The organism is Massilia sp. CT11-108, from assembly GCF_047302915.1.
GTDB lineage: Bacteria > Pseudomonadota > Gammaproteobacteria > Burkholderiales > Burkholderiaceae_D > Telluria > Telluria orientalis.
In genome coordinates this window covers 1-11,037 of sequence record NZ_JBKYMO010000179.1, presented here as the reverse complement: position 1 = coordinate 11,037, position 11,037 = coordinate 1, and the positions used below count along the sequence as shown (strand labels likewise).

Sequence of the window (11,037 nt, the reverse complement as noted above, 5' to 3'; positions counted from 1 at the left end):
CCTTCGCTCAGGTCGGCCGCGACGGTATCGGCGAGATGCGGCGGCAGGTACAGCATGCGCCACGCGCGGGGCGCGCCGCCGAGCGGGGCGCCGTCGTGCACTTCGCCCGGATTCACCGTGATGATGTCGCCGGCCAGCGCCTCCACCTGGCCGCGCCCGCTGCTCGACGTCTGGCCGCCGGCCAGCATGAGGCCGACGCCGTACTGGTCATGGCTGTGGCGTGCGAAGACGTGGTCGCTGCGCGCTTCCACGGCCTGCACCCCCGGCACTGCGGCACGGACGATCCTGAAATCGGCGCTCTTCCTGGACTTGGGCATGCGCTCAGTGTACCAGCCGAGCGATGTCGATCGCCTCGGCCATGGCGCGGTAGCCCGCATCCCCCGGATGCAGGTGATCGCCCGAATCGAAACCGGCCCGCAGGCGGCGCGGCCGGGCAGGGTCGCGCAGGACGGCGTCGAAGTCGACGACGGCATCGAACGCGCCGGCCGTGCGGATCCAGTCGTTCAACTGCCGGCGCAGGCGTTCCTTGGCGGGACTGTAGTGGCCGGCGTACGGCGTGCCGGCGAGGGCGCCTTCGAACGGCGGCAATGTCGCCGCCGTCACGCGTACGCCACGGACGTGACTTGCAGCGACCAGTTGCCGGTACGCGGCCGTGAGTTCCTCCAGCGTGGCGGGACGCTCGCCCGGCGCGAACGGACTGCCGGGCCAGCCGATGTCGTTAATGCCGAGCAGTACGATGACATCCGACACGCCGGGCTGGCTCAATACATCCTGCTCGAGGCGGGCGAGGGCGCTCGTGCCCATGCCGTCGCGCGCCAGCCGTCCGCCCGAGATGCCGGCATTGGCGACGGCGACGCCGTGCGGCGCCAGTCGTTCGGCCAGGATGTCCGGCCAGCGGCGGTCCGCGTCCGGCGTCGAGCCGTTGCCGTCCGTGATCGAATCGCCGAGCGCGACGATGGTGCGCGCGGGTTGTGCGGTCTCGACCAGGACGGCGCTCAGGAACAAACGGCCGCCGACATCAGCGCTGTCGATCTGCACGGTCTGCTGCGCGCCCCAATGGAAACTGGCGACGTTCGTCGGCGCGGGCAGCCGCGTCGTCACGGCCAGCCGGGACAGCGGCCGCACGGGGAGGGCGAGCGGATCGCTCGTCACCGTGGCGCCCGGCAGGATGGATGCGCCCGATTGCCCGGAAAACGTCAGCGCCCGGACCGCGTGCGGGTCGTCGGCGGGGCCGACGCGCACGGCGCCGAGCCTGACAGGTTCATGGCCGTAGCGGTTCGAGAACACCAGCCGGATGCGCTGCCCGCCCGCGCTCAGGCGGACGGTCTCGCGCAACGTCGCGTTGTCGAGCCTGGTGGGGACGTTCATCGGCAGCGTGAAACTGGCGTCCCAGGCGGGTTGCGGGGCCGCGTACCAGGAGGTGGCCCACTGCTCGCCCGCCGGCGCGTCGGGTGCGGCGAGCAGCAGGGAGAGGGTGAATGCGGCAATCGGTTTGGACATGGTGGGCTCCTTGGTTGAGGGCTCCACGTTAGGTCATTCTGGAGTGGCGATGAAGATGGTAGGATCGCAGGTCACTCATTCCAATTTAGAATAGATGGATACGCTCCACGCGCTGCGCGTCTTCGTACGCACCCTCGAACTGGGCAGCCTGTCCGCGGCGGCCCGGGAATTCGGCACCACGCAGCCCACCGTCAGCAAGTGGCTGGCCCAGCTGGAACGGCAGCTGCGCGTACGCCTGGTCGAACGCAGCACGCGCGGGCTGTCGCCGACGGAGCAGGGCCAGCGCTTCTACGCCGACGCCAAGCGCATCGTCGAGCAATTCGACGCGGCCGTGGGTGACGTGCAGGGCATGACGGGGCAGGCGGCGGGACTCTTGCGCATCAATGCGCCGGTCGCGCTGGGCCAGTTCCGCATCAATGCGATGGTCCAGCGCTTCCTGGCCGACCACCCCGCCATCGACGTCGAACTGATTCTCAACGATCGCTTCGTCGACCTCGTCGAGGAAGGCGTCGACGTCGCGTTCCGGCTGGGCGGCACGCTGCCGCCGGACGCCATCGGCCGGCACCTGGCGACCGTGCCGCGCTTCCTGGTGGCGGCACCCATGTATCTCGCGCGGCGGGGCGTGCCGTCGGTGCCGGACGACTTGCCGGCGCACGACGTCGTCCGCTTCGCCTGGACGCCGGGCAACACGGTGGAATTGTTCCGAGGCGAAGAGCGGGCACGGGTGCCGACATCGAGCCGCTTCCGGGTGAACAATGCGCTGGCGATACGGGAGGCGCTGGTGCTGGGCGGCGGGATCGGCGTGTGTCCGGACTGGCTCGTCCGGGATCTGCTGGACAGTGGAGAACTGGTGCGGGTGCTGGACGGGTGGGCCGCGCGGCCGCAGGATTTAACGCTGCTGTATCCGTCGCGGCAGTTTCAGCCGCTGCGGACGCGGCTGTTCATCGACTTCGCGGTCGGGCAATTCAGTGGGACTGCTGGCTTTGCAGGCGGTTCAGGATGAAGCGCGCGGTCCGGCTCGATGCGCGGTGCTTTGCGGCCAGTGTCGTGAGCTTCGGGAAGACGACGGAGCGTTCGCCGCAATCGCTGCACAGGATGTGCTGGCTGCTCCACAGGATACGCATGAGGGGCGTACGCGGGATCCGGCGTACGTAGGAAGAACCACATTCGGGGCAAGAGGCCATGAGATACCGGTGAGTGTTGAAGAATCGTCAACTAAAATACCAGTCATGGCTGAGCTGGACCGTGCGGTGGCGCACACATCCGCGCTCACGCATGGTGCGTTAGGCAGATCACGGTCAGCCATCGTTGCGCTTGCTAACCTGCAAACATGGCACTCCCGGTATCCGATCGAAAACTCTATGCGATGAAACGCATGTCGCTCGCGCTGCAGCGTGCGGCGGCGGCGCGGCCGCTCGGGCCGTCCACCGACCGCGCGTTGCGCTGGGCCGCCATCTGGGGCATCGTGGCCGGCATCCGGACGCCGCATACGCGAGTCCGGTTGCGGCGTACGACGCTGGTCGGCACCGCGATCAGACCACCGACCCCAGCTTGAAGATCGGCAGATACATGGCAATCACGAGACCGCCGATCAGCACCCCCAGCACGACCATGATCATCGGCTCCATCAGCGACGACAGCGTCTTGACGGCCTCGTCCACTTCTTCCTCGTAGAAGTCGGCCACCTTGCCCAGCATGCCGTCCAGCGCGCCGGATTCCTCGCCGATGGCGACCATTTGCGTGACCATGTTGGGGAAGACATTGGCGTTCTGCATCGCGGCCGTCAGGCTCGTGCCCGTGCTGACTTCCGTCTGGATCTTTTTCGTGGCTTCCAGGTAGACGTTGTTGCCGGATGCGCCGCCGACGGAGTCCAGCGCTTCCACGAGCGGCACGCCGGCCGCGAACATCGTCGCCAGCGTGCGGGTCCAGCGGGCAATCGTCGCCTTCCGGATCACTTCGCCGAACACGGGGAGGCGCAGCAGCACGCGGTCCATGAACTGCTGCATTTTCAGCGACCTGCGCCAGGACTGGAAGAAGAAGTACAGCGCGCCGAAGATCGAGCCAAAGATGATGTACCACCATTTCACGACGAAATCCGAGATGCCCATCACGATCAGGGTCGGCGCCGGCAGGTTCGCACCGAAGCTGGAGAACACGGATTTGAACGCGGGCACCACCCAGATCATGATCACGGCCGTGACGATGAAGGCGATGGCGATGATCGCGCAGGGGTACATCAGCGCACCCTTGATCTTGCTCTTCAGCGCGAGCGTCTTTTCCTTGTAGATCGCCAGACGCGTCAGCAGGTCTTCGAGGATACCGGCCTGCTCGCCGGCGCCGACGAGGTTGCAGAACAGCGGGTCGAAGTACAGCGGATATTTGCGGAACGCGTTGTTCAGGCTGGTGCCCGTCTCGATGTCGGCGCGCAGGTCCATGATCAGCTTGGACATCGACGGGTTCGAATGGCCCTTGCCGACGATGTCGAACGATTGCAGCAGCGGCACGCCGGCCTTCATCATCGTGGCCAGCTGGCGCGTGAACAGCGTGAGGTCCTTGTCCTGGATCTTCTTGCCGCTGCGGTACACCTTTTTCTTGACCTTGGTGACCATGATGCCCTGGCGGCGCAGGGTCACGTTCACGATGGTCGCGCCGCCGGCGCGCATTTCGCCGCGCACGGTCTTGCCGGTCTTGTCCTTGCCTTCCCAGGCGAAGATGTGTTCCTTGATCTGCGCGCTGGGCGCGCGGCGTGCCGGGGCGGATGTCGTTGCCATGGTGGATCCTTATTCGTTCGTGCAGCCGAGCACTTCTTCGAGGCTGGTGAGGCCTTGTTTCACTTTCAGCAGGCCGGAGCGGCGCAGCGAGTTCACGCCCTCGGCCTCGGCCTGGGCGGCGATCTGCATCGCGTTGCCGTGCGCGAGGATCAGCGCCTCGATCGCGGGCGTGATCGGCATGATCTGGTAGACGCCCACGCGGCCCTTGTAGCCGGAGCCCAGGCAGCGTTCGCAGCCGACGGGGCCGTAGGGTTTCCAGTCGCCGTCGAAGTCGGTGTCGCGGAAGCCCGCGGCCTTCAGCGTGTCGCGGCCGATGTCGAGCGGCTGCTTGCACGTGCACAGGCGGCGCGCGAGGCGTTGCGCGGTGATCAGGATGACGGACGAGGCGATGTTGAACGGCGCCACGCCCATGTTCATCAGGCGCGTCAAGGTCGACGGCGCATCGTTCGTGTGCAGCGTGGAAAACACCATGTGGCCCGTCTGCGCCGCCTTGATGGCGATGTCCGCCGTTTCCAGGTCGCGGATCTCGCCGACCATGATGATGTCCGGGTCCTGGCGCAGGAAGGCTTTCAGCGCGACGGGGAAGGTGAGGCCCGCCCTTTCGTTGACGTTGACCTGGTTCACGCCGGGCAGGTTGATCTCGGCCGGGTCTTCCGCCGTGGAGATATTGATCCCCGGCTTGTTCAACAGGTTCAGGCAGCTGTACAGCGACACGGTTTTACCCGAACCCGTCGGGCCCGTTACGAGCACCATGCCGTACGGGCGCGTGATGGCGTCGATCAGCAACGCTTTCTGGTCGGGGTCGTAGCCGAGCGCGTCGATGCCCATCTGGGCCTGCGTCGCGTCGAGGATACGCATGACCGTTTTTTCGCCGAACAGCGTGGGCAAGGTGCTGACGCGGAAATCGATCGTCTTCGTGGGCGACAGCACGAGGCGCATGCGGCCGTCCTGCGGCACGCGCTTTTCCGAGATGTCGAGCTTGGCCAGCACCTTGATGCGCGAGACGAGCTTCTCGCGGATCGACAGCGGCGGGGCAAGATGGTCGCGCAGCACGCCGTCCACGCGCAGGCGGATGCGGTACTGCTTTTCGTAGGGCTCGAAGTGGATGTCCGACGCGCCGAGCGTGATCGCATCCATCAGCACCTTGTTGAGGAAGCGCACGATGGGCGCGTCCTCGACTTCCGCCGCCGCGGCGGCCGCCGCTTCCGCCGCCTGCGTCTGCGGTTCTTCGTCGGCGAATTCGATGTCGCCTTGCTCGCCGGCCAGCTCGCTCAAGTCCTGTTCGGCGCTCTTGGCGATGTTCGCCAGCAGCGCCAGCAGGGTGTCGTGCGCGACGATCACCGGTTCGACGGTCGATTCGCTCTGGAACTTGATCTGGTCGAGGGCCTGCGTATTCGTCGGGTCCGACAACGCCACCGACAATTTGTTGCCCCTGCGTGCCAGCGCGACGACGCGCTGGGCCTGCATCAGTTTCGGGTCGATCGCGTTGACGGGCAGGGCGTCGGGGCTGAAGGTGCCCAGGTCGAGCAGGGGATAGCCGAAAGTCTCGGCGCAGAACGCCGCCAGGGATTTCGCATCGATGGAGCTGCTGCCGAGCAAGGTGTCGATGAAACCGGCCTTGTCGGCGGACGCCTTCTTTTGCAAGGTGTCCGCTTGAGGCAAGGTCAGCCGTCCGGCCTGCACCAGTGCACGCGCCAGCCCGGGCAACGCCGTGCCAGGGGTGGTGTTGGGAAGGACTGCTGCCATATGGTCAGGTTTGGAAGGACGACAGGAAGCCGGGCAGGATGGACGGCCCCGGCGGATCGTCTCGATGATGCCCGTAGGCATCAAATCGGTCAAGACTTTGTCGTAGGGAAAGATGCGTGCATACCACGTGGATGAAATGGCATGTAACCGGCTCGCAATGTCGTGTGAACAACATCGTTATTCCTCGTGCAAGAACAAGGGCTTACCGTCGGTTCGTGGCCGGCGGCGCTCGGCCGGCGAGGCCCGATCAGGCTGCCAGCCAGCGTTTGACCGCGACCGGCCGCAACAGTTTCACGACCTTGATGGCCTGGTTCTGCACCTGCACGACTTCGATCACGCAGTTGCCGATCCTGAGGGCGATGGGGAATTCCGGGATCTCCTGCAGCTGTTCAAGCAGCAGGCCGTTGACGGTCTTCGGCCCGTCGAGGGGCAGGTCGAGACCGAGCTTCTTGTTGATGTCGCGCAGCGGCGTCGTGCCTTCCAGCAGGACTTCGCCCTGGGCATTCCACGCCATCGCATCGCTGCGGGCGGCGCCCGGCGTCGAGGTCGTGAAGTCGCCGATCATTTCCTCGATGATGTCTTCCAGGGTCACCAGGCCCTGGACCTCGCCATATTCGTCCACGATGATGCCCAGGCGCTCCTTGTTTTCCTGGAAATACTGGAGCTGCGTGAAGACGCCCGTGTCCTGCGGAATGAAGTAGGGCTCCGTCAACAGTTCGCGGAAGTGCTCGATCGTGAGGTCGTCTTCCTCGTTCAGCAGCGCGACGGCCTTGCGCACGTGCAAGATGCCGACGATGCGGTTGATCTCGCCCTCGTACACGGGCAGCTTGTTGTGGTAGCAGGTGGTCAGCTCGGCCTTGAGGTCGTCGACCGGCAGCGCGAGGTTCAGCGCTTCGATCTGGCTGCGCGGCGTCATGATGTCTTCGACCGAGATCTTTTCCAGTTCGAACAGGTTCAGCAGGATGCTCTTGTGCTTTTGCGGGATGTAGCTGCCCGCTTCCAGCACGACGGAGCGCAATTCCTCCGGCGACAGTCTCTGCTGGGCATCCGCATGGCCCACGCCCACGCCGCGGATGCGCAGCACGCGCAGCAGGCCGTTGACGAACAGGTTGACGAACCAGATCGCCGGCTTCGCGACCTTCATCAGCGCACGCAGCACATAGCTGGACCCGAGCGAGATGCGCTCCGGATACGTGGCGCCGATGATCTTCGGAGAAATCTCCGCGAACACGATCAGCAGGAACGCGACGACGGCCGTGGCGATCGTGATCACGCTTTCCTCGTGGCCGAAGAACAGGATCGCGATCGCGGTGACGAGCGCCGTCGCCATCGCATTGATCAGCGTATTGGCGATGAGGACCAGCGACAGCAGCTTGTCCGTGCGGTCCAGCAGCCACAGCGTGGTGATGGCGGCGCGGTTGCCCCGTTTCGCGAGATGGCGCAGGCGATATTTGTTGGCCGCCATCAGGGCGGTTTCCGCCATCGCGAAGAAGGCCGAGCAAAGGATCAGGAGGGCGAGTGCGAGGATGAGCACCCAAAGTGGTACGGTTTCCAAGGATCACCGTGAAGAATCGTCGGGAAACTGGCGAAGGCCAGCGCAGAGGTCGATTCTAAGACAAGGGGAGGGGGCTTGCAAGTTTGGCTAGGGAGGCGCGGTGCCCGGATTCAGGCTGTCGACCATCGAACTGGGGATCAGGATGGTGGCGCCGCGCTCCTTCGTCGTTTCATAGATGATGTTCATCGCCCGCAGTTGCAGGGCCGCCGGATGGCCGGCATACATGTCGGCCGCTTCCACGAATTTCCCGGCGATGGCGGCTTCGGCGGAACCGAGGATGACGCGGGCCTGCTTCTCGCGTTCCGCCTGGGCCTGGCGCGACATCGCATCCTGCAGCACGACGGGAATGGCGACGTCGCGGATCTCCACCGAACCGACGGTAATGCCCCACGGCGCCGTCTTCCGGCCGATCGATTCCTTCAGTTGCGCGTCCGCCTCCTTGCGCTCGGACAGCAGCGCCGCCAGCATCGACATGCCGATCATTTCCCGCAGCGACGTCTGGGCGACCCGGTCGATCGCCTCGCGGTAGTTGGTGATCGCCAGCGCGGCCTTCTCGGCATCGTGCACGTGCCAGAAAATGATGGCATCGACATTGACCGGCACCGTATCCTTGGTCAGCGCCTGCTCGGCGTTGAAGGCCGTCGTCTGGATGCGCACGTCGATGACGGCGATCACGTTGTCGATGACGGGCACGATGGCGAACAGGCCGGCGCCCTTGACGCTATGGAGCTTCCCCAGCCTCAGGATGACGAATTTTTGCCACGTGTTCGCCATTTTCAGCGAGAACGCGATGATCACGGCCAGCGCGACGAACAGCAACCCGGGCAGCGGATTGACCCACCAGGTCAGGACGATGCCGATGCCCAGGCTGACGGCGACCAGGAACGATGTGACCGGATTCATGATGTCAGTGATGCATCCGTTCCCAGCCATGGCGCATGGCCAGCTTGACCTTGTCCCAGGCGGACGCCGCGCTGCCGGCGTGCCGGTATTCCCACTCGCGCTTCAGCGCGGGCTCGACGTCTTCCCAGGCCTGGTCGGACTGCGGCGCCTTGGCGCCGGCAGGGGCGGCCCACGTGGCATCCTCGTCCGGGTTGTCCCACCGCGCGATGCTGCCCATCGTCTCCTTGAACGTGTTGCCGGCGGGCGGGGCGTCGGCGTCCTGGGTGCCGAAATAATGGCTGTCTTCGTGCGGATGGTGCTGCAGGGCGCCGGGCGCGGTGCCCGGCGGGTAGTCGCGGCGCGACGCGACGGTCCCGGTCCAGGCGGCGGGATCGCCCTCGTCAGGGATGTCTTCGACGCCGGCCGGGCGGTACTGCCCCATGATGCCGGTGGCGCGCGCGGCTTCCGGATCGGTGCCTGTCGTGAGCGTGACGATGTGGCGATCGCGCGTGTCGCCTGGCTGCGCGTGCCGGTGGTACAAGGTGCCGAGCAGCCGCGCGGCGGTATGCCGGAGCGAGGTGTCCGGTTCCGTCGTGCGCATGTTCGAGAGCGCCATGTCGGCGCGTGGGTAGCCCGATGCCAGCAATGCGTCCAGGGCGTGCTGGGCATCGCTGCGTTGGTCGAAGACGGCTTTCAAGGTGTGACGCATGATGATCTCCCCCGTTGTCTCATGGAGAGCGTCGTGCCGGCGAGTGGCCGCCGCTGGCGGCCGGGTTCCGTGCGTTGCCGTTGATTCCGCGCGACCAGGTCGGTCACTGCATGCAGTACGGCGCTTGTAATGACAGCATACGCCGAATCCAGACAGGATGTGCACTGTCCATTGCGAATTGCGCGCCGCCGTTCAGCCGCGCGCCAGCGCCAGCCGTGCCTGGCCCGCCGGCGCCCCCAGCGCGTGCCCGGCCGCCAGCTTGAACTGCGCCAGCGCACCCGACAACTGCTCCGTCTGCTCCGCGAGCGATTCCGCCGCGGCCGACGCTTCCTCGACGAGCGCCGAGTTCTGCTGCGTCATCTGGTCCATGTCGTCGATCGCGCGGCCGATCTGTTCGATGCCTTCGGCCTGGCGCTGGCCCGCGACGCTGATCTCGGCCATGATGTCGTGCACCTTGCGCACGGAGGCGACGATCTGTTCCATCGTGGCGCCCGCTTCGTCGACGAGCGCGCTGCCCGCGTCGACCTTGGCGACGGAATCGCCGATCAATTGCTTGATTTCCTTGGCGGCGGCGGCCGAGCGCTGCGCCAGGTTGCGCACCTCGCCCGCGACGACGGCGAAGCCGCGGCCCTGTTCGCCGGCACGGGCCGCTTCCACCGCGGCGTTCAGCGCGAGGATATTCGTCTGGAAGGCGATGCCGTCGATCACGGAAATGATCTCGACGATCTGCTTCGCGGACGCGTTGATGGCGCCCATGGTGGACACCACGTTGCCGACCACTTCACCGCCGCGGGTGGCGATGTCGGTGGCGGACACGACGAGCGCGTTCGCCTGGTTCGTGTTGGCCGCGTTCGTGCGGACCGTATCGGTCAGCGATTCGACGGCGCGCGTCGTGTGCTCCAGGCTGCCGGCCTGCGATTCCGTGCGGCTGGCCAGGTCGGCGTTGCCGCTGGCGATTTCGGCGCTGGCCGACGCGATGGTCTCGGCCGACGTCTTGATGCCGGACACCATCGTCGCCAGGCGCGTGCGCATTTCCTGCAGCGCGGCGAGCAGGCTATGCTGGTCGCCGGCGTCGAGGCGGATGTCCATCGACAGGTCGCCGGCCGCAACGAGCCGCGTGATCTCGCGCGCGTACTCCGGCTCGCCGCCCAGCTGCTGCCAGATCGTGCGGATGACGAACCACGACACGCCGATCAGCGTGGCGATCACGATCAAGGCCGTGATGATGGTGATGGACAGCACGCGGCGCACGCTCGAGCTGCTGCGCGCGATGCCGTCCTTGAAATTCTGCTGGGCCTGGTCGTTGAGCTTGGCGACGTCGGCATTGAGCACCGTCAGCGCGCCCTGCATGCGCTGCACGGTCGCCTGTGGATCGCCCTGCTCGAGTTCGAGCATGATCCTGGCGGCGGAGACGGCCGGCGCATAGTAATCCTCGAATTCCTTCGCGAGGCGCTTGCCGGTGGCATCCATGCCTGGGATCTTCGTCACGTCGGCCAGCTTGGCGCGGACCTTGTTGGCCTGGTCGCCGATCTGGGCGATGCGGGCCTTGTCGCCTTCGGAGACGGCATCGCGCAAGCCGTCGGTGATGCCCTGCAGGTCCGCCGTCAACGCCTTCGCCGTGCCCAGCGCCGGGTAATCCACGGCTTCGGTCGTGCGGATCGAGTCCAGGGCGCCGCTGGCGATGCTGGCGGAGACCGCCACGCCGAGGCCGAAGATGATGGTCGAGATGACGGGGAGTGCCCAGATCTTGCGCTTGATGCTCATGCCGTTTCCTTAAGTTCAACAGCCCGCCCCCGGTGGTATCCGGCGGCGCTGTCGGCGGCTTCCTTCGGCATCGTGGCCTTGCCGGTGAACACCAGCTTGGACCACAAAGC

The 11,037-nt window shown here is 66.1% G+C and carries 11 protein-coding genes; 2 read left to right on the top strand and 9 right to left on the bottom strand.

The features are described 5' to 3' along the window. Nucleotides 1-317, bottom strand: a 317-nt coding sequence (locus tag ACEN88_RS15650; protein ID WP_413340987.1) for an AraC family ligand binding domain-containing protein, incomplete at its 3' end; no start/stop codon positions are given. Nucleotides 318-321: 4 nt separating this feature from the next. Beyond that, entirely contained in the window at nucleotides 322-1,500 is a 1,179-nt protein-coding gene (locus ACEN88_RS15645) for an SGNH/GDSL hydrolase family protein (RefSeq protein WP_413340985.1), read from the bottom strand. A 94-nt stretch (nucleotides 1,501-1,594) separates the two neighbouring features. On the opposite strand from ACEN88_RS15645, the gene ACEN88_RS15640 reads away from it, so the two are divergent. After that, nucleotides 1,595-2,503: a LysR substrate-binding domain-containing protein gene (locus ACEN88_RS15640; RefSeq protein WP_413340983.1), complete on the top strand. Its 909-nt coding sequence runs from the start codon at nucleotides 1,595-1,597 to the stop codon at nucleotides 2,501-2,503. Here the strand turns inward: ACEN88_RS15640 and ACEN88_RS15635 are convergent. Further along, nucleotides 2,466-2,624, bottom strand: coding sequence for a hypothetical protein (locus ACEN88_RS15635; RefSeq protein WP_413340982.1), 159 nt, complete (start codon nucleotides 2,622-2,624; stop codon nucleotides 2,466-2,468). The two genes, ACEN88_RS15640 and ACEN88_RS15635, sit on opposite strands and share 38 nt — an antisense overlap. 206 nt (nucleotides 2,625-2,830) lie before the next feature. On the opposite strand from ACEN88_RS15635, the gene ACEN88_RS15630 reads away from it, so the two are divergent. After that, nucleotides 2,831-3,055, top strand: coding sequence for a hypothetical protein (locus ACEN88_RS15630; protein WP_413340980.1), 225 nt, complete (start codon nucleotides 2,831-2,833; stop codon nucleotides 3,053-3,055). Here ACEN88_RS15630 and ACEN88_RS15625 read toward each other — a convergent pair. The 6 genes from ACEN88_RS15625 to ACEN88_RS15600 all read right to left on the bottom strand — a co-directional run bounded on the left by ACEN88_RS15625 (nucleotide 3,033) and on the right by ACEN88_RS15600 (nucleotide 10,927). After that, on the bottom strand, nucleotides 3,033-4,271 hold the full coding sequence (locus ACEN88_RS15625; RefSeq protein WP_413340978.1) for a type II secretion system F family protein: 1,239 nt from the start codon (nucleotides 4,269-4,271) through the stop codon (nucleotides 3,033-3,035). The genes ACEN88_RS15630 and ACEN88_RS15625 overlap by 23 nt on opposite strands. Nucleotides 4,272-4,280: 9 nt before the next feature. Continuing rightward, entirely contained in the window at nucleotides 4,281-6,017 is a 1,737-nt protein-coding gene (pilB, locus tag ACEN88_RS15620; RefSeq protein WP_413340976.1) for a type IV-A pilus assembly ATPase PilB, read from the bottom strand. Nucleotides 6,018-6,264: 247 nt separating this feature from the next. After that, complete coding sequence (locus ACEN88_RS15615) at nucleotides 6,265-7,572, bottom strand: HlyC/CorC family transporter (protein ID WP_413340974.1); 1,308 nt, start codon at nucleotides 7,570-7,572, stop codon at nucleotides 6,265-6,267. Nucleotides 7,573-7,659: 87 nt separating this feature from the next. Further along, nucleotides 7,660-8,475, bottom strand: a complete 816-nt coding sequence (locus tag ACEN88_RS15610) for a slipin family protein (protein ID WP_413340973.1) — start codon at nucleotides 8,473-8,475, stop codon at nucleotides 7,660-7,662. A 4-nt stretch (nucleotides 8,476-8,479) separates the two neighbouring features. Further along, nucleotides 8,480-9,163, bottom strand: a complete 684-nt coding sequence (locus tag ACEN88_RS15605) for a hypothetical protein (RefSeq protein WP_413340971.1) — start codon at nucleotides 9,161-9,163, stop codon at nucleotides 8,480-8,482. A 192-nt stretch (nucleotides 9,164-9,355) separates the two neighbouring features. Beyond that, the gene (locus tag ACEN88_RS15600; RefSeq protein WP_413340970.1) at nucleotides 9,356-10,927 is read right to left on the bottom strand and encodes a methyl-accepting chemotaxis protein; all 1,572 of its coding nucleotides are present in this window, start codon (nucleotides 10,925-10,927) and stop codon (nucleotides 9,356-9,358) included. Nucleotides 10,928-11,037: the final 110 nt, after the last annotated feature.

Coding starts and splice junctions, on each gene's coding strand:
- ACEN88_RS15645 (WP_413340985.1), bottom strand. CDS start 1,500: ATGTCCAAACCGATTGCCGCATTCACCCTCTCCCTGCTGCTCGCCGCA.
- ACEN88_RS15640 (WP_413340983.1), top strand. CDS start 1,595: ATGGATACGCTCCACGCGCTGCGCGTCTTCGTACGCACCCTCGAACTG.
- ACEN88_RS15635 (WP_413340982.1), bottom strand. CDS start 2,624: ATGCGTATCCTGTGGAGCAGCCAGCACATCCTGTGCAGCGATTGCGGC.
- ACEN88_RS15630 (WP_413340980.1), top strand. CDS start 2,831: ATGGCACTCCCGGTATCCGATCGAAAACTCTATGCGATGAAACGCATG.
- ACEN88_RS15625 (WP_413340978.1), bottom strand. CDS start 4,271: ATGGCAACGACATCCGCCCCGGCACGCCGCGCGCCCAGCGCGCAGATC.
- pilB (WP_413340976.1), bottom strand. CDS start 6,017: ATGGCAGCAGTCCTTCCCAACACCACCCCTGGCACGGCGTTGCCCGGG.
- ACEN88_RS15610 (WP_413340973.1), bottom strand. CDS start 8,475: ATGAATCCGGTCACATCGTTCCTGGTCGCCGTCAGCCTGGGCATCGGC.
- ACEN88_RS15605 (WP_413340971.1), bottom strand. CDS start 9,163: ATGCGTCACACCTTGAAAGCCGTCTTCGACCAACGCAGCGATGCCCAG.
- ACEN88_RS15600 (WP_413340970.1), bottom strand. CDS start 10,927: ATGAGCATCAAGCGCAAGATCTGGGCACTCCCCGTCATCTCGACCATC.